This is a genomic window from Psychrobacillus faecigallinarum (assembly GCF_014836595.1).
GTDB classification, from domain to species: domain Bacteria; phylum Bacillota; class Bacilli; order Bacillales_A; family Planococcaceae; genus Psychrobacillus; species Psychrobacillus faecigallinarum.
On sequence record NZ_JACSQO010000002.1, the window covers coordinates 486,694 to 511,394 of the forward strand.

The window sequence follows — 24,701 nt, forward strand, 5'->3', positions numbered from 1 at the left end:
AAGCTGCTATACAGTTGTATAGCAGCTTTTTCTTTGCATTTTAGTGTAAGCTTGGTGGAAATCCTTGGTTTATTATTGTCATAACAGTAAAGAAACCAAAAACTGCAAATGTACCAAAGTTAAATAAAACACTTAGTAAATTTTTCTCTTTGAGAGCTTGGAAAGTGCCTATAATACCTAGCACTGCAACAAGACCAAAAATAACCATTAATAAGTTCATGAAAGACACTCCTTCCGACATATTAAATGAATGTCGCGATTGCATATTCCTCTTCTATTGTAATTGTTATCTCTTCTTTTGTCGAGTAATAAAAGTGGCGAAAGATTGAACAATGGATGCACTTTCGTTTAAAATAGAAGGGAGGTGAATTTATGTTAAATATACGTACATATCCATTGGGTTTTATTCAAACGAATTGCTATATCATTTCTAATGCAAAAAAAGAGTGCTTAATTTTTGATCCTGGTGGAAATGGAGAGAAGCTTGTAAAGGAGTTAAAAAGACTAAATTTAAAGCCGATTGCCATTCTCCTAACCCATGCACATTTTGACCATATTGGAGCTGTAGATGATGTTAGAGAAGTATTCAGTATACCAGTTTATATACATCCTTCAGAAAAATCTTGGTTAATAGATCCAGGAAAGAATGGATCTGCTAAATACGCCGAAATTCCGAATATTTCTGCCAAGGAGGCAGACTTCTATTTAAGTAAAGAGGAGAAAACAAGTATAGGCGATTTTGAATTTTTCATTTCTCACACCCCAGGACATTCACCGGGTAGTTTAACTTTTTACTTTGAGACAGAGGAATTTGCTATTGTAGGAGATACGTTATTTCAAAATAGCGTCGGTCGCACCGATCTCCCAGGAGGGAACGAGAAGCAATTGTTACACTCCATACACACAAAGCTATTAACGCTCCCAGAAGCAACTGTAATCTATCCTGGGCACGGACCTGCGTCAACTATCCAGGATGAAATGAACTCCAACCCGTTCTTGAATGGATTTTAATCAAAAGTAAATTTCAACAAGGGTTGTTTAACCCCAAATAAAAAGCGAATTTAAAAAGCAGCCTCCAATATGGAAGCTGCTTTTGGACTTAATTAATGTCCACCTGGTACATGTATGAATGTAGTGTAGTATGTAAAGCCGGCGAAGAAGAACATTAAGTAAGCCCCGAAGATGTACATATACATACGCTCAGATAGGTTTAAGAACCCTAAAAGAAGGAATAACCCCGTATTTGCTAAAAATAGTAAAGAAGCTTCTGACATATCACCTAAATAAAACATAACTGCAAAAATCCCTGTCCAGAAAGCCATTACTTTATACATATTGCCCAATTGTAGTCCCTCCTTTTGCAAAGAATACAAATAATTCTCCTATTCATTATAAATGAAAGTGTTCTTACATGTAAACTGATTATTAAACATCTACATTGGAATAACATAAGTTTGTCACAAATAAGATACATCTTCACCTCATTATAGGACTTCCACATGATATACGCAATTAATACAGTGATTCTGTTTGCTTTCTAATTGAACAAAGGTATTCTCAGGGAAAAGAGTATCAAATTGTCCCTTTAGGAAAGATTCATGTAATATACATATAAAATGTGGATATTTATTCAAATAATCCTTATAAGGACAATTAAAGATGGAAAAGTTAATAATTTTTTTATTCTCTTTTTCAGTTACGTTCGGGATATAACCAATCGAATGGGCTGTTTCTTTCATAATTTCTAGTTTATCTTCAAAAGTTAGTGTATCCACTTGTTTATGATTTATCGCTTTGTGACCGTTTTGATAAGCGATATCCTTTGCTTTATCAATAGCTGCATCACCCATAGCATCAACTAATTCCAATAACCATTCAAGTAATAAATGATTCTCCTGTTTGGGAAAGCTTAAGTGGATAGGGTCCTCTGCAAGCACATAAACTCGTGCAGGACGACCGCCTTTTTCATTTTTAACAAATTTAGATGTCAGCAGCTTCGCTTCGTTTAGTTTCGTAAGATGTAGTCTAGCAACATTGGGGTGAATCCCGAACTGTTGTGCAATTTGCTGAACGTTCACTTCTTTATTTTCTTTTGTAATATATTGATAGATTGAGTACCTGGTCTCATCAGCAAGGGTACCAGTTAATTTTAATGTGTCGGACAAGTAAATCCCACCTTCCATTAACTTTATTATAAGGGAGAAATTAATAATGACAAACTAATATAAAGTAAACAACTCAATAATTCCTATTTATTTTACAAAATATGATAAAGACGAAGATAGAATAAAGATTATATCATGAAGTATAATTTATTTTCGCTTTAGACAGAAGCTTTCTGTGAGGTAAGTGATAATCCTCATCGGTTGCTGTCGCACTGCTAGTAGTTCAAATCAAGAAAGTGCAAAACGTTTGTGTATTTAAATACCAGTATTATTTAATTTATCAATTACAAATATTTTCAAAAATCACTTTATTTATTTGGAGAAAGGAAGTATACTATGTTGTACAAGCTTTTGCGGCCAAGCTTGTAACTGGGGAAAGGATAGATAATGCAACAGGAAGAAAATATAGTGGAACAAAAATGCTTTCAGCTATTAAAGAAAGCTCATCAATTTGGTGCTTCAGATTTTCATATGATCCCTAATGAAGAAATCTACACATATTCTTTTAGAAAAAATTCCCAAATGTTTGAGGCAGGTCAGCTCCCATTAAATCTTGGTGAAAAAATCATCTCATACTTCAAATTTTTATCCTCTCTTGATATTAGCGAAAAACGCAAACCACAAAGCGGTTCCTTTCAACACATATTTAACTCCCAAAAGTTTTCATTTCGCGTTTCCACTTTACCATCCGTATACGGAAAGGAAAGCCTTGTCATTCGTCTACAGCAGCATAATAATGCCAAAATTATTCATTCGCTATCCTTGTTCAGGGGTGCCTCTGAACAAATCGTAGAATTAGCAAACAAGCGTCAAGGTATGATCCTTTTTGTTGGACCAACTGGCTCAGGAAAATCCACGACGATGTACTCGTTAACTAAGTATTGCGCAGAAAATATGAATCGGCATGTTATCTCGCTAGAAGATCCAGTAGAAAACAGTCAATCTTATTTACTACAAATTCAAGTGAATGAGCGATCTGGTGTGACATATGCCAAAGGTCTAAAGGCTATTTTAAGGCATTCACCAGATGTAATTATGATAGGAGAAATAAGAGATAAAGATACTGCTAAGGCTGCAATTCAAGCATCTTTAACGGGACATTTAGTAGTGTCCACAATTCATGCAAGGGACGGAATAGGTGCCTTATACAGATTAATGGATTTAGGTATTAGCTTAGATGAGCTGAAACAAACAGTAACTGGAATTGTTACTCAAAGGTTAGTTACAGTAATTAAAACTAATACGCCTGAATTATCAGCTATATTCGAAATTATATCTGGTGATATGTTGGAAGAAGCTCTAACTTCCTTGAGTTATGGCAGTAGCTTTAAAATACCTTTTCCGCTAACTCTTTCTTATCAAATTGAAAGGGGGAAAAGGGAAGGTGTTATTAAAAACACTTAAAGCTTATTTTCATAAAAAGAATGAAATTGTACCGGTATCACAGCAAGCCACCTTCCTTAATAGATTGAGCGAATTACTGAAGGAGGGTTATATTTTTCATGAAGCTGTTACGATGCTTTTGCCGTTTCATGTTAAAAATGTAAATGTAGTTCAAATGAAGGTGATGGACATTCAAAAAAGAGGGCAGAGTATAGTAGAGGTATTCAGGATGCTTGGATTTCCTAATCGGTTATTGCTCCCTCTTCATTTAGCATCTCAGCATGGCCATCTTGCAGAGACTACTGAAATTTTAAGTATCAATGCCAAATTTATGGAGCAAGCAAGAAAGCGGTTAAAGAGCCTATTAATGTATCCTCTTTTTTTGTTTGTTGTCATTTTTTTATTGTTTACTGTTTTTCGAATATATTTTCTCCCTAATATGGAATCTTTACTTTCCAAAAATCAACCCCAACCTCAAAGCTCACTTGCGCTTACCAATACGTTATTAAACCTTCCTAACATATTCCTTACACTTTTAATTTTCATGATAGTTTTTATAGTATTGCTATGGTTCATATTTAGAAACAAAAGTGTTGAATTTAAAATAACACTTCTTAAAAAAACACCGATTATCAATAACTGGTATCGTTTACTGTTAACTAGAGTATTTTCGAGAGAAATGGGTGTACTTCTAGAAAGTGGTTTATCTCTTCAAGAATCCTTTGGAGCATTAATTAATCAGAAGGAAAACAAATTACTTCAACATATAGTATCTGAGATGAAGGAAAAGGTGATCTACGGTTCTTCCTTCTCTGAGGGGGCTGTATTAGTAGATAATTTCACAGTAGACTTTCATCAATTTATCGTACATGGGGAGAACAACGGATACTTAGGTAAGGAATTGACTTTATACAGTGATTTTATGAATAAACAAATGGAGGCAAGGCTATCTAGATACCTTAGTATCATCCAACCAGTAATGTTCCTAATAATAGCAGTCTTTATAATAGGTGCTTATCTAGCTATATTACTACCAGTTTATGAAATGATAAATATAATTTAAAGGAGCAAGTTTATGTGGATAATCTTAAAAAATGAGCGGGGCTTTACACTAATAGAAATGATGATTGTATTGCTAATCATATCTGTTTTAATATTAATCTCTATTCCTAACGTTACCAAACATTCTGCCAACATAGATAAAAAAGGATGTGAGGCATTTGTGAAAATGGTAGAAGGCCAAGTACAAGCATATAAAATTGATAAAAATGTGACCCCTACGTTGAATGATTTAAGTGTGGCAGAGTATCTAGGTGAGAACAACAAAAATTGTCCGGGAGGGGAAGAAGTTATTATAGTAGATGGGAAAGTTTCAATAAAGGATTCAGGCAATGGTGGCGGTTAAGTTAAACCAAGATGGTTATACCTTAATAGAGGCTATCTTGATGCTATTGATCGTTATGGTAATTACGTCAGCAGTTATTTATGGAGCAAACGATAAAATAGAGGAATTGGAAGAGAAAAGATTTTTACATCAGTTTCATCTAGATTTACAACAAGCTCAATCGATTGCCATAGGTAATCAACAATTGATCACATTAGCATTTGACGAGAATAGAACTAGTTACTCCGTAAAACAATCGGGAACTATACTACTGGAATGTAGCCTGCCATCTCATATGAGTTTGTCTATAGATAGTTATTTAAAGGGACTACGCTTTCAAACTAATGGTGCTGTCAATCAATTTGGGAAATTTTCATTCCTTACTAAGAAGGGAACTAAAATAGTGACAGTTCATATTGGTTCAGGCAGGGTAAGCTATGAATTGTAAAGGATTTTCTTGGGCAGAAACATTATTGACACTGTTTATAACATTTATGGTGGCTACTATGTTAATACCTCTTCTTACGAAGATGAGTGTGCAGCTAGAGGATAAAAAGAGGAAATACCATTCGGCTGTGGTCATGAATGAAGCTGCCAAAATGTTCATAACTGAAAATATAACAGGTGGATCACGCACCATTGAAAATATTGAATATCAATTTCGTGTAGATTTCAAGCAAATTTGTATTGAGTACAAGGGGGTTCGGGGGGAGAAAGTAAATTGTGTAGATACCTCACAAACAAACTAAGTAACGAAAAAGGTTATACTTTTATTGACGGAATTTTACAGCTTAGTGTGTTTATCATTTTTGCTCAAATATTTGCGCTTATTATGTGGTCGTTATATACAACAGAAAAGAAGGTAGCTGATCCATCCGAAATTGAATGGGCATTATTTATACAATATGTGGAAGCTTATTTGAATGATGTAGAGAATTTTATAGTTCAAAGTGAGCAACCTGGAATTCGTTTTTATAAGCAGGGTATAGAATATGATGTGGAATACTCATCTAATGTCGTAAGAAAACAAATAAATAAACTTGGTCATGAGCCACTTCTATTAAATGTCCAAACATTAAATGTGATCGCTGAAGGACAAAAGATTACATTTTTCGTTACTTTTTTTAATGGACAACAAAAGGAGCATACTTTCTATGTTACGTATTCTACTTGACCAAAAAGGTGCATTATTATTAGCTTCCACTATCCTGCTATCTATAGTTTGTTTTTCGGTTTTAACTATAACTGCAGCATACCAATCCAAATATCGAACATATGATTCGTTGGAAATCCGTCATATTAGTGATACTATCAATAAAATAAGTAATTTTATTGAGCGTGAAAATAATCCTGGTATGTAGTGAGTTGATAAAAAATGTACAAGATTTATTTAGTGGGTTTTATGGGCAGTGGTAAAAGTGCTGTCGGGAGAAGACTGAGCTATCTCTTGAAGATGCCCTATTATGACATGGACAAAGAAATTGTCAAAAGACAGAAAATGTCGATTCCTGAAATATTTGAACAGCATGGAGAGGCCTATTTTCGAAATTTAGAGACCGAATTTTTACTAAATTTTCGAAAAGAATCTTGTATTATTTCCACGGGTGGAGGTGTAGCGACACTCGATAGAAATATTAAAATTATGCGAAACAATGGATTGGTGTTGTTTCTTGATGCTACCTTTGAAGACATTTGGATACGCATAAAGAACGATAAAAATAGACCAATCGTTCAAAGAAGCACGAAGGAAGAATTACAGCTACTTTTCAACACCCGTAGGAGAAGTTACAAAAAGGCTGCCCACATAACGATTCGTACGGAAAACAGGCATCTTCGTCAAATAACAGAATATGCAGGATTTCAAGTAAATCGTCTTAAAGGCGAATGATTCATTGTTTTCATATATTTTCGTTCGGTTTTTAATAAGTTTATCAAAAATGATTGCGCTCTCTTAGGTTCAATGTTAGGATATAGACAAAGCTAGTGTTTTGTCTATATTTAGCGGATGAATATATGGGGAGAGAACGCATCAGCTGCGTCGCCGAAGGAGCAAGTAATTACTATTATGAATCTCTCAGGCAAAAGAACTCGTATAGGACGCAACTCTGGAGAGTGCTTTCGTTATGAACGGAAAGCCACCAAAGGGGAAAGCCATTTATGGTAAACTTTCAGGTGCCAGGACAGAGAACCCTTTTTACGTTAAGGGGGTTTTTCTGTCCTTTTTTGCGATTAAGAAACCATTTAGCTTTTTTTCACTTATGCTTTTTCTACCTATTAAAAGGAGGAATTTAAATTGTCAGAACAGTTAAAACGTACGCCTTTGTTTGATGTCTATTCATCTTACGGAGGGAAAACAATCGATTTTGGTGGCTGGGAGCTACCAGTTCAGTTTTCAAGTATTAAAGAAGAGCACGAGGCAGTACGTACGAAAGCTGGATTATTTGATGTATCCCATATGGGTGAAGTTTTTGTAAAAGGTCCGAACAGTGAAAGCTATTTACAAAGTCTTGTTACCAATGACATTTCAAAATTAGTGAATGGCCAAGCACAGTACAATGTGATGTGCTATAAAGACGGTGGAATTGTCGATGACCTCTTAGTTTATAAACTGGAAGATCAACATTATTTGTTAGTTGTTAATGCTGGTAATATTGAAAAAGACTTTGAGTGGATGAAACAAAATACTATTGATGGTGTTGAGTTGGACAATAGATCAAATGATTATGGCCTGTTAGCTCTGCAAGGTCCTAAAGCACAAGAAATCCTTCAAAAGTTAACTTCTCAGGATTTAACTGAAATTAAATTTTTCAGATTTAAAGATAATATAGACGTTTCTGGCAAACAAGTACTAGTTTCTCGAACTGGCTATACAGGAGAAGACGGGTTTGAAATCTATGCAGCTAGCAATGATATGAAAGATTTATGGAGCAGTATTCTAGAAGCAGGTAAAGAAGAAGGTTTACTACCTTGTGGACTAGGTGCTCGTGATACACTTCGCTTTGAAGCTTGCCTACCATTATATGGCCAAGAGTTGTCGAAGGATATTACTCCTCTTGAAGCAGGGCTTGGCTTTGTTGTGAAGTTAAATAAAGAACAAGATTTTAATGGCAAATCAGTTTTAGTAGAACAAAAAGAAAATGGTGTGCCTAGAAAGAGTATTGGAATTGAAATGATTGATAAAGGAATTCCTCGTACGGGTTATCCAATCTTTGCAAATGATAAGCAAATTGGTTTTGTTACTACGGGAACTCAATCTCCTACTTTGAAAAAGAATATTGGTCTGGTTTTAATTGACGCAACATTTGCAGAAATTGGTCAAGAGGTAGAGGTTGAAATTCGCAACAAGCGACTAAAAGCAGTTACTATACCTACTCCATTTTATAAAAGAGAAAAATAAGCCAAAGAAAGAGGTTGTCCATTGATGAAGCATCGTTATTTACCAATGACTGAACAAGATCAAAAGGAAATGTTACAAGTAATCGGCATTTCTTCTATTGATGAATTGTTTGCTGATATCCCAGAGAAGGTTCGTTTTAAAGGTGAGTATAATATTAAACCTGCAAAGGCAGAATCTGCTCTTTTAAAAGAATTAAGCCAGCTAGCTGCTAAAAATGCAGATAGTAAACAGTACGCTTCTTTCTTAGGTGCCGGAGTATATGATCATTTCAAGCCAATCGTTGTGGATCATGTTATTTCACGTTCTGAATTTTATACAGCTTATACACCATACCAACCAGAGATATCTCAAGGTGAGCTCCAAGCTATTTTTGAGTTTCAAACAATGATTTGCGAATTGACTGGAATGGACCTTGCAAACTCGTCAATGTATGACGGTGGTACAGCTTTAGCTGAAGCAGGTAACCTTGCGGCAGGACACACAAAACGCAAGAAATTAGTTGTTTCTGAGGCAATCCATCCTGAATACATTGATGTAGTTAAAGTCTATGCAAAGGGTCAAAATGTGGATGTGGTTACTGTACCGATGAAAAATGGAGTAACGGACCTAGCTAAGCTAGAAGAAACTGTCGATGAGGATACTGCGGCTGTTATGGTTCAATATCCGAACTTCTTCGGTCAAATTGAAGATCTAACGAAAGTTGAACAAATAACACATGCAAAAAATGCATTGTTTGTTGTTTCTGCTAATCCGCTTGCTTTGGGTGCCTTGACACCTCCAGGTAAATTTGGAGCAGATATTACAGTTGGAGATGCGCAACCTTTTGGTATTGCTGAAGCATTTGGCGGACCGCACTGTGGCTTCTTCGCAGTAACTTCTAAATTAATGCGTAAGGTACCAGGCCGTCTTGTTGGAGAAACAACTGATGAGGAGGGGCGTCGTGGATTTGTATTAACGCTACAAGCTCGCGAACAACATATTCGTCGTGATAAAGCTACTTCTAATATCTGTTCTAACCAAGCCCTTAATGCTCTTGCCGCATCTGTAGCAATGACTGCCCTTGGTAAAAAAGGTGTAAAAGAAATGGCTATTCAAAATATTACTAAGACTCATTATGCGAAGCTAGCATTTGAAAAAGCTGGTTTTGAGGTTCCTTTCCAAGGGGCACATTTTAACGAAATCGTAGTTAAAGTTAATGGCTCAATAGCTGATGCGAATAGTAAGCTTCTTGAAAAAGGAATGATTGGTGGGTTTGATCTTGGCCACATTTATTCTGATCTAAAAAATCATGTGTTGATCGCAGTAACTGAGCAACGCACAAAAGAAGAAATAGATACACTCGTTCAAGAAATGGGGGCTCTTTATGCATAAGGACAATCAACCACTAATTTTTGAAATAACAAAAGAGGGTAGAGTAGGATATAGTCTTCCTGAATTAGATGTCCCAGAAGTAGATTTATCCGAAATATTACCTGTAGGGATGATGCGTGAAGAAGAGGCACAGCTTCCAGAAGTATCAGAACTTGACCTTATGCGTCACTATACAGCGTTATCTAATCGTAACCATGGAGTGGATACAGGCTTTTATCCACTTGGTTCATGCACGATGAAATACAATCCAAAAATCAATGAATCTGTTGCACGCTTCCCAGGATTTGCGAACATACACCCACTTCAAGATGAATCAACAGTGCAAGGTGCAATGGAAATGTTGTATGATCTACAGCAATCTCTAGTAGAAATCACAGGTATGGATGAAGTTACACTACAACCTGCTGCAGGAGCCCACGGTGAATGGACCGCTCTTATGATGATTCGTGCATTCCACGAATCAAATGGTGATACACAGCGGACAAAAGTAATTGTGCCTGACTCTGCACATGGTACAAATCCAGCTTCTGCTACTGTAGCAGGATTTGAGACAATCACAGTTAAGTCAAACGAAGATGGTTTAGTAGATTTAGAGGATCTTCGTCGTGTCGTAGGTCCAGATACTGCTGCCCTAATGCTTACTAACCCTAATACACTAGGATTATTTGAGGAACACATTTTAGAGCTAGCTGAAATTATCCATGGTGTAGGCGGTAAGCTTTACTATGATGGTGCAAACTTAAATGCTGTTATGTCTAAAGCGCGTCCAGGAGACATGGGCTTTGACTGCGTTCATTTAAACTTGCACAAAACATTTACAGGTCCTCATGGCGGTGGTGGTCCAGGTTCTGGACCAGTAGGAGTGAAAGCAGATTTAATTCCTTTCCTTCCAAGCCCAGTTCTAGTTAAAGAGGACAACAAATACACATTTGACTACAATCGTCCACTAACAATTGGCCGTGTTAAGCCGTTCTATGGTAACTTCGGTATCAATGTTCGTGCATACACTTATATTCGTTCTATGGGTCCAGATGGGCTAAAAGCAGTAACAGAATATGCAGTATTAAATGCTAACTATATGATGAGACGTTTGGAAGCTTATTACGACCTTCCTTATAACCGCCATTGTAAGCATGAATTCGTCTTAAGTGGTCGTCGCCAGAAGAAATTAGGAGTTCGTACATTAGATATGGCTAAGCGTCTGCTTGACTTCGGATATCATCCACCAACAATCTACTTCCCATTGAATGTAGAGGAAGGCATGATGATCGAGCCAACTGAAACTGAATCGAAAGAAACATTAGATGCATTTTGCGAAGCTATGATTCAAATAGCTAAAGAAGTGGAAGAAAATCCAGAAATCGTTCAAAATGCACCACATACAACGGTCATCAATCGTTTAGACGAAACAAAGGCAGCTCGTAAACCTGTTTTAAGATACACAAAATCATAATTATCAAGTGCGATCCTAAGGGGTCGCACTTTTTTTATAGGAGTATTGCTTAAAATGGCTATACAATAGTTGTAATCTAGTAATTATATGAGGAGATGAGATGTATGAAAATAATAAGGTTACCTTATTGCATCTCTGAAGTTAAGGGCATAATAGAAAAAGTCGAAGAAGGGGGGGGAATACCGTTCCCCATTCCTTCTTAAAAGGACGAGCCAAATTGTGTAGAAGATAATGTGAAAACAGTTATTAGAAAAAAATTAAAAAGAATAGGAACCATTAATATTAGAATTACACCTACGACAGTAACGGATAAATTTTAATAAGGCTCTTTTTCACTTCTTTTTCCAAAAAGACACCACCTATATTATTGATGATTACTATTAAAGTACAAAAAATCTATTGTAACAATTCTATCATTTTTTAAAATATTCATATTATTGATGTGTGTTGTTTCATAATCGAGAAGAAGCAAGGTCACAACGTATTGGTCTTATTGATACGTTCTTTTTATTTCTCCAAGTAGTTTTAGTTTGTTGAACGGTCATAAATTTTTCTATCCGGTTATAAAACCGTCGTGAACGGTTATAAAAAATTCTATCCGGTCATAAAACCTCTCTGAACGGTCATAAAAAAATCTATCCGGTCATAAATCACTTTTCCGCGCAATTTCCATATTGAAATCTGCCAAATCTGAAACTTAATGGTCCCATTTCTCGTAGAATTAATAACTTATTCACCCATTTAGGGAGTGAAGCATTTATTTTATACAGATAGCTTTTAATATAATTACAGATGAGAGGATGGATGTACTATGAATTTAGAAGAATATAAAAAGCGAGCAGCAAAACAAGGGGATTGGTCACCGGGTTGGGATGCAATAGATGTAGTCTTTGATCAGCTTTATCCAAATCAGGAGCCAGCTCATTTTGGAACTAATCTACATTCTAGGGTTATGTTTGGCGGAGATGAATATATTGACGGGTATAGTATTTATCAATCTCCTAATGGATATAAGCATATTGTGACTTATGGAATGACCGAGTTATACGTGGACGAACAAGCAGTTGGTGGTGAATGGAGTGGTTGGGGATATGAAATGACTATTAAGCTGTCGGAGGAAGAGACAGAAGACTGTTTATGGGCAATATCTATGCTTTCTAATCTCGCTAGGTATACCAATACACAGAAAAGACCGTTTGAACCTTTACAGTATGTAGCAGGAAATGGAGGTTCTCTGCATATTGGAGTAGAATCTGCTATTACAGCTCTGCTTATTGTGGAAGACACAGAGATTCTAGGTATAGATAGCATTCATGGAAGAGTAGATTTTATACAGTTGGTAGGAATCACGCAAAGAGAATTAGATATGTTAATAAAGGATCCAACAAATGCAGAAATTTTAGTCGAAAAAATGAAGAAAGAAAATCCTAATTTAGTTACAGATATGAATAGGAACAAGTCATATATATAATAGCTATGTATCTTACTAACAATGTAAAAACATCTACATAAAATCTAAATTTTAACATTTTTGAAACTTTTAGCTAAAAATTACGTATAACCCTTTAGAACATTAAAAGAGACTTTTCTAGGGGGGAAAATATGCGTAAATGTTTCAATTTATTAGGAAAGTTTCTTTTAGGAGTTTTGGGCATGGTTTTAATTAGTAGTGTCCCTGTTGTTTTGTTTCAAATAGGTAGCATATTCGATTTTTCTTTATATTTTCATACAGTGCTAGAGGTGAGCAAAAGTTTAGTTTTACCATCTCAATGGTCTCTTAGTTATTTTGTTATTGAAACAGGTGAATCTATTCCTATAAGCTTAGGTAATTATTTTAAAGGGCCATATTTGTATTCTATGACTATTTTGATTGCCTCGTTGGTTTTTTCTATGTTTGTTTCCTTTATTTTGGCTATTCTCACAACTATTTCAAAAGGGCCAATTCAAAAAGTCTTATTAAAATTAGCAAACTTACTTACTGCTGTACCCGATTTCGCTTATATATTTCTTATCCAAATAGCAGTAGTCCAGATATATAAAATGTCTGGTTATCGCATTCTTTCCTTTTATAGCTTAGGAGGAGAAGTTATTTATGCTGCGCCAGTTATTTGTCTTTCAGTAATTCCGACCATTCTTTTTTATAAATTATTTGTCCTTTTATTTAATCAAGAGATGGGAGAGCCATATGTAGAGCTTGCTAGATCGAAGGGTCTATCCAAGCTAGAGGTTCTGCTTAGGCATTGTACCTCTAACGTCTTACAAAGTGTCTTTTTTCAATCAAAGTCAATTGTCTGGCTTACTCTGTCTTCCTTATTTATCATAGAGTATCTTTTTGGGATTCCGGGGATTCTGCATTATTTAAGAAATGATTTCACTCCAAAGGGCATTGCGTACATACTTTTATCTATATTTATACCATTTTTTCTTTTTTATTCGATTGGAGAAAATACGGTTAAGAAGGGTCAGCGAGAAAAAAGTGTTCTTTTCGAAGGGTTGCGAGTTTCATTCATGGATTCCCTCCAGTGGAAGAATCTTTTTCGTTATAAAACTAAAAAAAGGGTGAGCATATTCGCTCTCCTCACTCAGTATATGAATATAACAATTCCATTAATGATTGTTTTTTGCCTGCTAAGTGTAAGTGTAGCATATTATTTTTTCTATGATGACCATGTGGAACAGATAAATTTTTTATATGACGAGACCGGATCTCTAATCGGGAGGTCGCCACTGCCTCCATCTAGTAGTGTTCTTTTAGGCACGGATCCACATGGATATTCCATTTTCCAACAACTACTTGTTGGAACAAAATATACTATTGTGTTCACTCTTCTAGTCGCTACTGTTAGAGTGTTTGGAGGATATGTTTTTGGTTTTGTTTATGCTTTCTATTTAAAAGCTAAATGGAGAAAAGCCATTAATAGTATAGCTGACGGGCTGCACTTTTTACCTTTAACATTATTAATGTATATTTTGCTTCTACCGATTTTAATCGCCTATTCTGGTGAATGGCAAACTACACTGTGGGAAAGATTGTTTATCCAAGTTTTTATCTTGTCTGTGCTAGTACTTCCGATTACTACTAGTCTTATTGGCAACGAAATGAATGAGGCGATTAAAAAAGAATATGTACAAAACTCTGCTGTAATGGGAGGGTCTTTAATATGGATTGTACTAAAGCATATTAATCCACAAATAGGTAGGAAACTTTGGTTATATTGGGCCCAGCACATAGTGCAAGTACTTCAAACACTCGTACATTTAGGTGTTTTATCCATTTTTGTTGGTGGAGCAATTAACTTTCTTGATAGCCCTAGACTATCACGAGAAATTTACGAATTGTCAGGAATGATTTCCATATCGAAGGAAGTATTTCTAACAAAACAATTGTGGCTCATAATACCTCCGTTAGCTATATTTATGTTACTTATTTTTTGTTTTCAGAAGATAGCAGATGGCATCTCAGATAAACAATTACAGTCTGGAGGACAAAAGAAAAGGCGGGAAATAAAATGGTCCTATATTACAAGGAATTTGGCCAAGAGAACGACGAAATAATCCTATTTCTACATGGTGGAGGAGTAGCGGGGTGGATGTGGGATAAGCAGGTTCAGTACTTTAAAGAAAACTATCATTGTATTGTACCAGATCTCCCTGGTCATGGCCAAAATAATGAGAGCGAATTTGTCTCTATAGAGGATTGCGCTTTTCAACTCATACATTTACTTCAGGAACAGCATGAAGATAAGAAGAAAATTGTTGTTGGTTTTTCGTTAGGAGCACAAATAGCTATTCAAATGCTATGTATTAACAAAAGTTTAATAAACTGTGCAATGATTAATAGTGCACTCGTAAGAAAGATACCACTTGGAAAGCAAATGGTTAAACCTTCGTTAAAGTTAACTTATCCGTTCATAAAGAGTAGAACCTTTTCTAAGCTCCAAGCAAAGACTTTGTATATAGGAGAAGATAGATTTGAACAATACTTCAAAGAGAGCAACCAAATGTCTTTAAACACCCTTACAAGAGTTCTTGAGGAGAATATGTCCTTTCATATTCCATTCGAATATTCTAATGTAAAAACTAGACTATTAATAACTGTTGGAGATAAAGAAAAAAAAGTGATGAAAAATTCGGCGGGAGACCTATTAAACAAACATGATTGTGCAAATGCGATTACTATTAGTGGTATAGGCCATGGAATTCCATTAGCAGCTCCAGAATTTTTCAATGATATATTAGAAAATTGGTTGAAGGGAGGGAATGTACTTACAAACACGGAGGAAATAAAGAGAAGTGGGAGTACTCCAGAGATAAACTGAAGTAATATTCGTCTATCGATTAGATAGTCTCTCGTTTAATTACTAGAGGTGGAGCGGGAGGTAATATCTCCATTCTGCGCATATAATAGGACGATTTTAAGTATGATGTCTCTCTCACAAACTATATATCATTCTATATAGAAGAAACTCAATATTTTTTCAAGTCGAAATATAATATTCATACATTTATTATGTATATAAAGTTATATAAATAAAGTAAACACTCCTACTAAAATCCAGGAGTGTTTATGCAGAAATTAGAAGCCGATAGAATGATCGTCCTCTTCCCAGTCATTTTTAAGAGTACGTTTGTTTTGTTGAATTAATTCGTTAATACGTTTTTCGTATCCAAGCTCCCCATCGTAATGCCAATTCAATGCAATGGACATGTACAATTCGTTTAATTGGGAAACAGATAAGCCCTTTGAACGTTTAGCTATATCTGTCAATACTTCTTCAGTAAAAATCTTCTTTTTATCTACCTTACGTAAGTAATTTTCTCTTACCTTTTGCGGTGGTGAAGGAATTTCATAGGCACGATCAAATCTTCCAGCTCGGTTAATAAGTGCAGGATCAATCTTTTGAGGGTAGTTAGTGGTTCCAATGATAAATAGCCCTTCGCGAGATTGTGTTCCGTCTAGCGTGTTTAAAAAGACGGAGCGTGTATACTCAGGCATCGAGTCAATATCCTCTATTACAAGAATAGCTGGTGCTAATCTTGTAACTATCCCAAAAACCTCTTGGATTGAATGGCTTCCTGTGAATTCAGTGATTTGCCAATATACCACCGGAGCCTTTGTAGATCCTGTTATAGATTTAACTAATGTTGTTTTTCCATTGCCGGGGGAACCATAAAGTAAGATACCCCTTTTGTATGGAAGACCGTATTCCTTGAAAAAATGACCGTCCTCATTAAAAAATTCATCGATAGAACGAAAAATATCTTGTTTAATATGGTTCTCGAGTAAAACTTCCTCTCTTTAAACGGCAGCTTGCTCCCCATATTTTCTTCGTTGTACCCCGTGTTCCGTGTCTACCAAATAGGTGACAGATTGCATGAGAAGTTCACGTAGCTTTTCGTTTATTTCTTCTAAAAAGTAAAGGGCACCTTCAGGGGAAGTGGAAAAGAAAAAATATTCAGGCCAAGCATTCCCTCCCGAAAAATTAAAGGCCATTGTTACGGCCACTTGATATTCAGGAAATAAAATAACCGTATTTTCAAAGGTACTGACAATCTCTAGCTTGCTCTCCATCGAAAGTGAAGATTTATTGGCAATTTTACTTAATGGCTTTGCTTCATAAATATTTCCTAAAATTTTGTATTGAATCAGTTCATTTTCCATCATTTCGATTAGACTGTTATCTAATTGAATTATATGATCTCCTATATCCACTAATTGCCAATTGCCCTCATAATTTTCATTTAAGAGCTTAATGACTCTCCGTGTTAAAATAGCAAAATCCTCATAGTTTGGGTGTAACTTTCTAAATTGTTCTTCGTTAGAAAATAATACCTTCATTAGCCAATCCCCCTATGTAAAAGCTCTAAACAAAAAAGGTTCCTCTTGGTAAGAAGAACCTTATGTTATATTATTTGGATTTTATCTTTCCAGTCCAGCTTTTAAAACCACCTTGTAATTGGTTAAGCTGCGTGTAGCCTTTTTTCTTTAAGAACATGGCTGCGCGTCCACTTCTTGCGCCATTTCCGCAATAAAGATATACTGGCTTATCTGGTCGAATTTCTTTGTGACGTTGACGCAATTGAGATGATGGTATATTTCTTGCACCAAGAATATGACCTCCATCAAATTCCTTTGGTTCACGCACATCGATTAACTGAGCTTTTCGATAACCCTCGATGAATTGTTCCTGCGTAAGGTTTGTAACTGTTTTTTTTAGTCGGTATGCTGAAATTCCAGCATAAACTAATAATACGACCAATATTGCTATGATAATATAAAGAGTCTCTAACACGGTCTTTCCCCTTTCTATACTTCCAATATCTATTATAAAAGATTTGCTAGATACAATTCAATCATTTTGGTAAAATGAATAGCGTTGTTAGGGGGGAGAAGTTTGGAAAAAACAAAATGGTACTTTATTGATTCAGGTCCGTGCGCCCCATCTTATAATATGGCGCTTGACGAAGCACTTCTAGACTGGCATAGTGAAGGTTTGATTCCACCTGTGATTCGATTTTACGAATGGAATCCTGCAACTCTATCAATTGGTTATTTTCAATCGGTAGAAAAAGAGATAGATATGGAAGCAGTTCGCAGGCTTGGTTTAGGATTTGTTCGAAGACCAACAGGTGGGCGAGGAGTTCTTCATGAGCATGAACTTACATATAGCGTCATTGTTTCGGAAGACTATCCAGATATGCCAGCAACAGTCACGGAGGCATATCGAGTAATCAGTGAGGGACTGTTGAAAGGATTTCAGAGTCTTGGATTAGAAGCTTACTTTTCTATTCCTAACACTCCTGATAAGCTACAAGCTCTAAAGAATCCTAAAACTGCCGTTTGCTTTGACACACCTAGTTGGTATGAGCTAGTGGTGGAAGGTAAAAAGGTTGCAGGTAGTGCTCAAACTAGACAAAAAGGTGTTATATTACAGCATGGAGCGATACTTTTAGATTTAGACGATGAGAAACTAGTTCAAACTTTTAAATTTTCTACGGATGAAGCACGTGAAAAGGTGAAAAAAAGTATAAATCAAAAAGCTGTCGCTATAAACAAATTATTACAAAAACCGATACCTATAGACATGTGCAAGGTTGCTTTTAGGGATGGATTTTCAGAAGCTTTAAATGTTGAATTGGTGCCATTTAGCTTAAATGAGAAACAAATTGAATATGTGAAAACGTTGGAAAAACGGCGTTATGCAAATGACGAATGGAATTTAAAAAAATAAAAGTCTTAAAGGCATATGGTCAAAATGAGGAATAGGAATTAATGCTTAAAATTTAATTTGCCAAATTAAATCACTTTACACCTCTATATGTAGTACCGTATGATATATAAAGCTACTACATCTTGTGTCAATGCGAGTTGTAGAAAGGAGGAAAAACAATTGGTAACTACTACTAATGAAACTAATATGAAATTAAATGTAAAAGAATTAAATCGAGATATCGAATTATTTCCTCAAGTCCATCCAATAACAGAAGATATGAATCTAACACACAAAGGTGTATCTCGATTGGTAATGATTGACAGATATTCATTCAAGGATACTGAAAAGAAAACGCTAAAAGTAGGAGATTTTGTCGTTTTAACAGTAAAGGAAGACCCTAAGTTTCCTGCTAGAGGTCTCGGTTATATTGTCTCTATTAACGATGAAGATAAAACGGCGGAAGTATTAATCGAAGAAGACTATCGTAGTGCAATAGATGATAGCTCTAAGATAAAATCAGGCATCGTTCGCCGTCCTTTGAGTGTAATTGAAAAACCGTTAGAAGTTTATTATGAACAAATTGCTAAGCGTAATGCAACTGGACTTGCTTCTGTAGAAGAAACGGAAGAAAAGAGAGTTGAATGGTTTGGAAAGTTCTATCAACAATTAGTTTCCCTTAAATTTATACCTGCTGGACGAGTATTATATGGAGCGGGTACAGGAACAGATGTAACTTACTTCAATTGCTATGTTATGCCTTTTGTTGCTGACTCACGAGAAGGAATCAGTGATCACCGTAAACAAGTAATGGAAATCATGAGTCGCGGTGGAGGAGTAGGTACAAATGGTTCTACTCTTCGTCCACGTAATACATTGGCTCGTGGTGTAAACGGTAAATCATCAGGGTCTGTATCTTGGTTAGATGATATTGCTAAACTTACTCACCTAGTAGAACAAGGTGGTTCAAGACGCGGAGCACAAATGATTATGCTTGCGGATTGGCATCCAGATATTGCGGAATTTATCATTTCTAAAATGCAAAATCCACGTATTCTTCGCTTTTTGATCGAGAACACTAAGGATGAAACCATTAAACAACTTGCAAAGGACAAGCTTAAATTTAAGCCTCTTACTGCACAAGAAGAAGCTATGTACCAGGGAATTGTTAACTATAAAAACATTCCAGGCTTAGGAGGCTTCAGCGATGAGATTATCCGCGATGCAGAAACAAAACTGCGTGACGGAGGTACTTTCTCAGTTCATAACCCTGAGTTTTTAACTGGAGCAAACATTTCTGTAACTCTTACAGATGATTTCATGAAGGCTGTGGAAGAGGACGGGAACTTCGACCTTCGATTCCCAGCAACAGAATCCTATACAGAAGAAGAAATGACCTTCTATAATGAAAACTGGCATAAAATTGGTGACGTTCGCGAGTGGGAGCGTATGGGCTACAAGGTTCGTACATACCGTACAGTGAAAGCAAAAGAATTATGGAACCTTATCAATATCTGTGCAACTTATTCTGCAGAGCCAGGTGTGTTCTTTATCGATAATGCTAACGATAAAACGAATGCAACTGCATATGGACAAAAAGTTGTCGCTACAAACCCATGTGGAGAGCAACCACTTGCACCATACTCAGTGTGTAACCTAGCTGCAGTAAACCTAGCGCAATTTGCTAACAAAGATACTAAAACAGTAAATTTTGAAGCATTAAAAGAAACTGTTCGTGTTGGTGTTCGTATGCAAGATAACGTCATCGATGCTACTCCATATTTCTTAGAAGAGAACAAAATTCAAGCTCTAGGAGAAAGACGTGTGGGTCTTGGAGTTATGGGATTAGCAGACCTTTTAATCTATTGCCAAAAAGAGTATGGTTCGGAGGAAGGTAATCTCCTTGTGGACGAAATCTTTAAGACAATTGCTGTAGCTGCTTATGAAACATCTGCGGAACTTGCAAGCGAAAGAGGAAGCTTCCCATTCTTGACTGGAGAGACGGAAGAAGAAACGAACAGACTTCGTAAGGCATTTACGGAAACTGGATTTATGCAAACTATGCCCCAAGATATTCGTGAAGCAGTGCTTGAAAAGGGAATTCGTAATTCTCATTTATTAACGGTTGCTCCTACTGGCTCTACTGGAACAATGGTTGGAGTATCTACAGGATTAGAGCCTTATTATTCATTCACGTATTACAGAAGTGGCCGTTTAGGTAAGTTTATCGAAGTAAAAGCGGATATCGTACAGGAATATTTAGATGCAAATCCAACTGTAAAAGAAGATGAATTGCCAAACTGGTTTGTTACTGCCATGGAATTACCACCAGAAGCACATGCAGATGTGCAATGTATCATCCAACGTTGGATTGATAGCTCTATCTCGAAAACAGTAAATGCACCTCGGGGCTATACTGTAGAACAAGTAGAGGCAGTTTATGAGCGATTGTATAGCGGTGGAGCAAAAGGTGGAACAGTTTACGTAGATGGAAGTCGTGATTCACAGGTATTAACGCTAAAAGCAGAAGAAAACACAGTAGATGATGATGCAGTAAAAGAAGAAAAAGTAATGGAAAAACGTCCGATTGTCTTGATCGATACGATTCAGGATTTACGTTCTACAAACGTAACAATAGGATCTGAAGTTGGAAACACTTGTCCAGTCTGTCGTAAAGGTACGGTAGAGGAAATGGGTGGATGTAACACTTGTACAAATTGCAATGCACAGCTAAAATGTGGACTGTAAATATTATAGAAGAGAGCATATGCAGATTCTGCATATGCTCTTTTTTTACATGTAAAACTACTGCTTTAAAGACTTATTTTTTTATGAATCTTCTATAGGAAATGTTTTTCTTATTTTGTTTAGTAAAACTAGGAAAGGCACAAACTGATTAAAAAGGAGGATGTTGTGCATGAAAAGTTTATCTTTTTTTACGAGCTTAGCAGCTGCTGTTGTAGTTACTGCATTGCTTAAATTTTTACATTTATTTCACTTTGTTAAATGGAATCCAGTAGGTTATTCAAAATCCTTCGAGATGTTCGATGATACAAATGTTTATCTTCGCTGGTTAGTTTTGTTTCTAGTTATTTGGGCAATAAGTTTAGTGATTTATTATATAAGTATTTTGACAGCGAAAGTTCCAGTTGCTATTTCAAGTATCATTTTTGGGATTATACTAGCATTTATCGTAGAGTGGCTGATTAGTGATGCTACAATGATTAAAACGATAAAAAAAACATCCATTCCCTTTATTTGCATCGTCGTTATAGGTGTGCGATTTCTAATGGAGTCAGCCATATTCCATTCCAAGGATCAGCCGATTGGAAAATGAAAATTTACCCACTCCCTTTCCTATGATAAAATAGACAATAGAGTTTATTTTGATAATGAGAAGAGGGCTAATGATGAAATTAGAAAAGCTGCGTTTAGCATTAGAAGAAAGAGGCGTGGATGCATTATTAATCACAAACGGGTACAATCTACGATATCTTACCGACTTTACTGGTACGGCAGGTGTCGCAATTGTATCTAAAGATGATGCAGTGTTTATCACAGATTTCCGTTATACCGAACAGGCTGCTAGTCAAGTGAAGGATTTTCGTATTGTTCAGCATACTAAAACTCTATTAGAGGAAGTCTCTAACCAAGTAACAGAAATGGGTATTAAATCACTAGGCTTTGAAAAAGATGATGTGACTTACAGCGTTTATGAATTATATAAGCAAGCTGTTTCATCAGATCTTGTACCTTTGTCGGGAGTGGTTGAAAAAATTCGCTTGATAAAGACGGACGAAGAGATTAGTATAATAAAGGCAGCTTGTCGTATAGCTGATGAGGCATATGAGCATATTGTGACTTACATAAAACCTGGCATGACGGAACTACAAGTCTCGAATGAACTGGAATTCTTTATGCGTAAACGTGGCGCTACTTCCTCTTCTTTTGATACAATTGTAGCTTCAGGGACACGTTCTGCATTGCCACATGGAGTAGCAACAGACAAAGTAATCGAAGTTGGAGATTTTGTTACATTAGATTTCGGAGCTCTTTATAATGGTTATATCTCTGATACAACCCGTACTCTTGCAGTAGGAGAGCCGAGTGAAAAACTAAAAGAAATTTATCAAGTAGTTTTAGATGCTCAATTATTAGCTCTTGAAAAGGTTAAACCAGGAATGACTGGAAAAGAAGCAGATGCGATCGCACGAGACTATATCGCTTCAAAAGGATACGGGGAAGCATTTGGCCATTCACTTGGTCATGGTATCGGATTAGAAGTTCATGAAGGACCTGGATTATCATTCAGATCGGACATTGTTTTAGAACCAGGCATGGTTATTACAATAGAACCTGGGATTTATCTACCGAACATAGGTGGAGTTCGTATAGAAGACGATGCACTCGTGACTGAGAATGGCCTAGAAAAGCTAACACACTCTACAAAAGAATTATTAATATTATCGTAATTTGGAGGAAATTAAATGATTTCAGTAAATGATTTTAAAACAGGTTTAACAATCGTAGTAGACGGCGTTCTTTACCGTGTTCTAGACTTTCAACACGTAAAGCCGGGAAAAGGTGCTGCATTTGTTCGTTCAAAACTGAGAAACTTACGTAACGGCTCTGTGAATGAAAAAACTTTCCGTGCTGGAGAAAAAGTGGAGAAAGCTCAAATCGATAACAAAAAAATGCAATACCTTTATGCAAGCGGAGATCAACATATCTTCATGGACACGGATTCATACGAGCAATTAGAGCTTAATGAAAACCAAATCGAATATGAATTAAAATTCCTTCGTGAAAACATGGAATTACAAGTAATACAATACCAAGGAGAAACACTTGGTGTAGAATTACCAAAATCAGTGGAACTAGAAGTTATAGAAACTGAGCCAGGAATCAAAGGAGATACTTCTGGTGGTGGTTCAAAAACTGCTAAATTAGAAACAGGTTTAGTTGTTACAGTGCCACTATTTATTAATGTGGGTGATAAACTTATCATTAATACTGATGAAGGCTCATACGTTTCAAGAGCATAATATAATCAAAAAAGGTATCAAGAGGGAAACCTCCTGGTACCTTTTTATATTGAACTAGAAACATACTCTATTTTCAAACGCAATGCCTCTTGAAGTTAATTGGAAAGTTTAGAGCGTTTGCTGGATTAGCTCAATATATTATTCCCTTTACCGGATGCAAGTATTCTTTACGGTAGCGAACTGGTTGGATTATACAGCTAGCTAAAAACTTCCGAGTAGAGCACTTTTGTTTCCTTTTATACTAGTTTACAATCTATAGTTGCCTATTCCTACAATGACATTGGCTCGCTTTTTAATTCATAGTTTTATCCATAATCATTATAAAATAATCGCTAATTTTTTTGAATTTAATTAATTCCAAAATAGCATTTTTCTATAAAACGACCATTTGTCAGTCTGTTTATTGGAACGACAGGCGGCGAATCTGTGGTAAGCCACGATGATGGCTTATCGTTCATGCTGCGGAACACATACTCTTAAAGTGAAAAATCAATTATACTTTATTCATCGCAAAGTATATGTATATAATTGTGTACTTTTTTATTGTTCGTATTTTTATACATAAATAGAAACTATGAATTTATTCAATTTGTTACATATAGCGGACTAGGTATTTCCTTACTATTCGTTCATATTCTCCACCTGTCCCACATATAGTACGTAATAGGGAAGGGGGAGGCATTGTGGAACTTCACGATGTACTTCGAGTTGCGGGTATAGGCTTATTGATAGCAATTCTTCACTTGTTTTTTGAATCGACAGGGAAAAAAGAGTTTGCATTTTTTTTGTTTTTTGTAGGATACATTTACATGACAATAGAATTGCTTCGTTTACTAAGGCTGTTCTTTTATGAAATCTCCTCATTTTTAGAATGGCTTGTTATGACGAGTTAGCAAATGATTGTCTATATTACTATTATAATAGCATTTTGCTTGTTGCAGTTAGTTAAAGAAATCTACCCCAAACTTCACTCCCTTATTTATACCATTTATATTTTTCTCTTTTTAACGTATTTAACTACTTCAATCATTATTCCTTTTATTAATCAGTATATCTCCAGTGTTCCAGAAGCGATTCTACCAATCGTAAAACTATTATTGTTCTCAGTTATCCTCCTATTTATTTCGCAAATTGTTGAAGAACTCTTAGAGGACTATGAGTACACTAGTTTGGCGTCACTGATTACATTCACGACTAAGGCAATCTTACTTATCGTATGGCTCCAACATATGAAACAATTTTATGAAAAGTTTTTTTCAGTTATGGGACTACTCTCTTGAAGGAATGAGCAG

General features: G+C 35.9%; 28 protein-coding genes and 1 riboswitch. Of the genes, 22 read left to right on the forward strand and 6 right to left on the reverse strand.

The genetic code is table 11. The annotated features are described in order from the left end of the window. Nucleotides 1-40: 40 nt before the first annotated feature. Nucleotides 41-220 (reverse strand): DUF2759 domain-containing protein, encoded by a 180-nt coding sequence (locus tag H9650_RS07090; RefSeq protein WP_144535957.1) that lies wholly within the window; start codon nucleotides 218-220, stop codon nucleotides 41-43. 152 nt (nucleotides 221-372) lie between these two features. Here H9650_RS07090 and H9650_RS07095 point away from each other — a divergent pair, with 152 nt between their 5' ends. Continuing rightward, nucleotides 373-1,011, forward strand: a complete 639-nt coding sequence (locus H9650_RS07095) for an MBL fold metallo-hydrolase (RefSeq protein ID WP_191696866.1) — start codon at nucleotides 373-375, stop codon at nucleotides 1,009-1,011. Nucleotides 1,012-1,103: 92 nt separating this feature from the next. Here the strand turns inward: H9650_RS07095 and H9650_RS07100 are convergent, their stop codons facing one another. Both H9650_RS07100 and H9650_RS07105 read right to left on the reverse strand, forming a co-directional pair. Beyond that, on the reverse strand, nucleotides 1,104-1,343 hold the full coding sequence (locus H9650_RS07100; RefSeq protein ID WP_144535961.1) for a DUF2626 family protein: 240 nt from the start codon (nucleotides 1,341-1,343) through the stop codon (nucleotides 1,104-1,106). A gap of 141 nt (nucleotides 1,344-1,484) precedes the next feature. Continuing rightward, complete coding sequence (locus tag H9650_RS07105) at nucleotides 1,485-2,165, reverse strand: helix-turn-helix transcriptional regulator (RefSeq protein WP_191696867.1); 681 nt, start codon at nucleotides 2,163-2,165, stop codon at nucleotides 1,485-1,487. Between the two features lie 387 nt (nucleotides 2,166-2,552). Here H9650_RS07105 and comGA point away from each other — a divergent pair, with 387 nt between their 5' ends. From comGA to H9650_RS07175, 14 genes are all read left to right on the forward strand, one after another. After that, nucleotides 2,553-3,569: a competence type IV pilus ATPase ComGA gene (comGA, locus tag H9650_RS07110; RefSeq protein WP_191696868.1), complete on the forward strand. Its 1,017-nt coding sequence runs from the start codon at nucleotides 2,553-2,555 to the stop codon at nucleotides 3,567-3,569. Continuing rightward, on the forward strand, nucleotides 3,550-4,611 hold the full coding sequence (comGB, locus tag H9650_RS07115; RefSeq protein WP_191696869.1) for a competence type IV pilus assembly protein ComGB: 1,062 nt from the start codon (nucleotides 3,550-3,552) through the stop codon (nucleotides 4,609-4,611). The genes comGA and comGB overlap by 20 nt, the downstream gene beginning before the upstream one ends. A gap of 12 nt (nucleotides 4,612-4,623) precedes the next feature. Then, nucleotides 4,624-4,953: a competence type IV pilus major pilin ComGC gene (gene comGC, locus H9650_RS07120; protein ID WP_144535969.1), complete on the forward strand. Its 330-nt coding sequence runs from the start codon at nucleotides 4,624-4,626 to the stop codon at nucleotides 4,951-4,953. Continuing rightward, a complete protein-coding gene (gene comGD / locus H9650_RS07125; RefSeq protein ID WP_144535971.1) occupies nucleotides 4,940-5,380 on the forward strand; it encodes a competence type IV pilus minor pilin ComGD in 441 nt (146 codons plus the stop codon). The genes comGC and comGD overlap by 14 nt, the downstream gene beginning before the upstream one ends. Further along, nucleotides 5,370-5,681 carry a hypothetical protein gene (locus H9650_RS07130; RefSeq protein ID WP_191696870.1) on the forward strand — a complete coding sequence of 104 codons (312 nt, stop codon included), beginning with the start codon at nucleotides 5,370-5,372 and terminating at the stop codon, nucleotides 5,679-5,681. Before comGD ends, H9650_RS07130 begins: the two co-directional genes overlap by 11 nt. Then, a complete protein-coding gene (gene comGF / locus H9650_RS07135; RefSeq protein ID WP_191696871.1) occupies nucleotides 5,654-6,106 on the forward strand; it encodes a competence type IV pilus minor pilin ComGF in 453 nt (150 codons plus the stop codon). Before H9650_RS07130 ends, comGF begins: the two co-directional genes overlap by 28 nt. Beyond that, nucleotides 6,087-6,293, forward strand: coding sequence for a hypothetical protein (locus H9650_RS07140; protein WP_144535977.1), 207 nt, complete (start codon nucleotides 6,087-6,089; stop codon nucleotides 6,291-6,293). Before comGF ends, H9650_RS07140 begins: the two co-directional genes overlap by 20 nt. A gap of 14 nt (nucleotides 6,294-6,307) precedes the next feature. Continuing rightward, a complete protein-coding gene (locus H9650_RS07145; protein ID WP_144535979.1) occupies nucleotides 6,308-6,820 on the forward strand; it encodes a shikimate kinase in 513 nt (170 codons plus the stop codon). 117 nt (nucleotides 6,821-6,937) lie between these two features. Beyond that, nucleotides 6,938-7,032, forward strand: a riboswitch (glycine riboswitch). 193 nt (nucleotides 7,033-7,225) lie between these two features. Further along, entirely contained in the window at nucleotides 7,226-8,329 is a 1,104-nt protein-coding gene (gene gcvT, locus H9650_RS07150; protein WP_144535981.1) for a glycine cleavage system aminomethyltransferase GcvT, read from the forward strand. Nucleotides 8,330-8,353: 24 nt separating this feature from the next. Beyond that, the gene (gcvPA, locus tag H9650_RS07155) at nucleotides 8,354-9,700 is read left to right on the forward strand and encodes an aminomethyl-transferring glycine dehydrogenase subunit GcvPA (protein ID WP_191696932.1); all 1,347 of its coding nucleotides are present in this window, start codon (nucleotides 8,354-8,356) and stop codon (nucleotides 9,698-9,700) included. Then, on the forward strand, nucleotides 9,693-11,153 hold the full coding sequence (gcvPB, locus tag H9650_RS07160) for an aminomethyl-transferring glycine dehydrogenase subunit GcvPB (RefSeq protein ID WP_191696872.1): 1,461 nt from the start codon (nucleotides 9,693-9,695) through the stop codon (nucleotides 11,151-11,153). The genes gcvPA and gcvPB overlap by 8 nt, the downstream gene beginning before the upstream one ends. An 811-nt stretch (nucleotides 11,154-11,964) precedes the next feature. After that, a complete protein-coding gene (locus tag H9650_RS07165; protein WP_191696873.1) occupies nucleotides 11,965-12,624 on the forward strand; it encodes a suppressor of fused domain protein in 660 nt (219 codons plus the stop codon). A 182-nt stretch (nucleotides 12,625-12,806) separates the two neighbouring features. Next, the gene (locus H9650_RS07170) at nucleotides 12,807-14,708 is read left to right on the forward strand and encodes an ABC transporter permease subunit (RefSeq protein ID WP_191696874.1); all 1,902 of its coding nucleotides are present in this window, start codon (nucleotides 12,807-12,809) and stop codon (nucleotides 14,706-14,708) included. After that, the gene (locus tag H9650_RS07175) at nucleotides 14,663-15,472 is read left to right on the forward strand and encodes an alpha/beta fold hydrolase (RefSeq protein ID WP_191696875.1); all 810 of its coding nucleotides are present in this window, start codon (nucleotides 14,663-14,665) and stop codon (nucleotides 15,470-15,472) included. The genes H9650_RS07170 and H9650_RS07175 overlap by 46 nt, the downstream gene beginning before the upstream one ends. Before the next feature lie 257 nt (nucleotides 15,473-15,729). Here the strand turns inward: H9650_RS07175 and H9650_RS20410 are convergent, their stop codons facing one another. The 3 genes from H9650_RS20410 to H9650_RS07185 form a co-directional block, all read right to left on the reverse strand. Next, entirely contained in the window at nucleotides 15,730-16,425 is a 696-nt protein-coding gene (locus H9650_RS20410) for an ATP-binding protein (RefSeq protein WP_318245396.1), read from the reverse strand. Nucleotides 16,426-16,452: 27 nt separating this feature from the next. Further along, nucleotides 16,453-16,992 carry a hypothetical protein gene (locus H9650_RS20415; RefSeq protein ID WP_225215976.1) on the reverse strand — a complete coding sequence of 180 codons (540 nt, stop codon included), beginning with the start codon at nucleotides 16,990-16,992 and terminating at the stop codon, nucleotides 16,453-16,455. A gap of 70 nt (nucleotides 16,993-17,062) precedes the next feature. After that, nucleotides 17,063-17,446, reverse strand: coding sequence for a rhodanese-like domain-containing protein (locus tag H9650_RS07185; RefSeq protein ID WP_144535993.1), 384 nt, complete (start codon nucleotides 17,444-17,446; stop codon nucleotides 17,063-17,065). 102 nt (nucleotides 17,447-17,548) lie between these two features. Here H9650_RS07185 and H9650_RS07190 point away from each other — a divergent pair, with 102 nt between their 5' ends. The 7 genes from H9650_RS07190 (at nucleotide 17,549) to H9650_RS07220 (ending at nucleotide 24,689) form a co-directional block, all read left to right on the forward strand. Next, complete coding sequence (locus H9650_RS07190) at nucleotides 17,549-18,385, forward strand: lipoate--protein ligase family protein (protein ID WP_191696876.1); 837 nt, start codon at nucleotides 17,549-17,551, stop codon at nucleotides 18,383-18,385. A 159-nt stretch (nucleotides 18,386-18,544) separates the two neighbouring features. Further along, nucleotides 18,545-21,112 (forward strand): vitamin B12-dependent ribonucleotide reductase, encoded by a 2,568-nt coding sequence (locus tag H9650_RS07195; protein WP_225215954.1) that lies wholly within the window; start codon nucleotides 18,545-18,547, stop codon nucleotides 21,110-21,112. Nucleotides 21,113-21,281: 169 nt separating this feature from the next. Next, nucleotides 21,282-21,701, forward strand: coding sequence for a hypothetical protein (locus H9650_RS07200; RefSeq protein WP_144535998.1), 420 nt, complete (start codon nucleotides 21,282-21,284; stop codon nucleotides 21,699-21,701). Nucleotides 21,702-21,771: 70 nt separating this feature from the next. Continuing rightward, nucleotides 21,772-22,836, forward strand: a complete 1,065-nt coding sequence (locus H9650_RS07205) for a M24 family metallopeptidase (protein WP_144536000.1) — start codon at nucleotides 21,772-21,774, stop codon at nucleotides 22,834-22,836. Between the two features lie 15 nt (nucleotides 22,837-22,851). Continuing rightward, entirely contained in the window at nucleotides 22,852-23,409 is a 558-nt protein-coding gene (gene efp, locus H9650_RS07210; protein ID WP_144536002.1) for an elongation factor P, read from the forward strand. A 683-nt stretch (nucleotides 23,410-24,092) separates the two neighbouring features. Next, nucleotides 24,093-24,302 carry a SpoIIIAC/SpoIIIAD family protein gene (locus H9650_RS07215; RefSeq protein WP_144536004.1) on the forward strand — a complete coding sequence of 70 codons (210 nt, stop codon included), beginning with the start codon at nucleotides 24,093-24,095 and terminating at the stop codon, nucleotides 24,300-24,302. A 3-nt stretch (nucleotides 24,303-24,305) separates the two neighbouring features. Continuing rightward, nucleotides 24,306-24,689, forward strand: coding sequence for a hypothetical protein (locus H9650_RS07220; protein WP_151109493.1), 384 nt, complete (start codon nucleotides 24,306-24,308; stop codon nucleotides 24,687-24,689). Nucleotides 24,690-24,701: the final 12 nt, after the last annotated feature.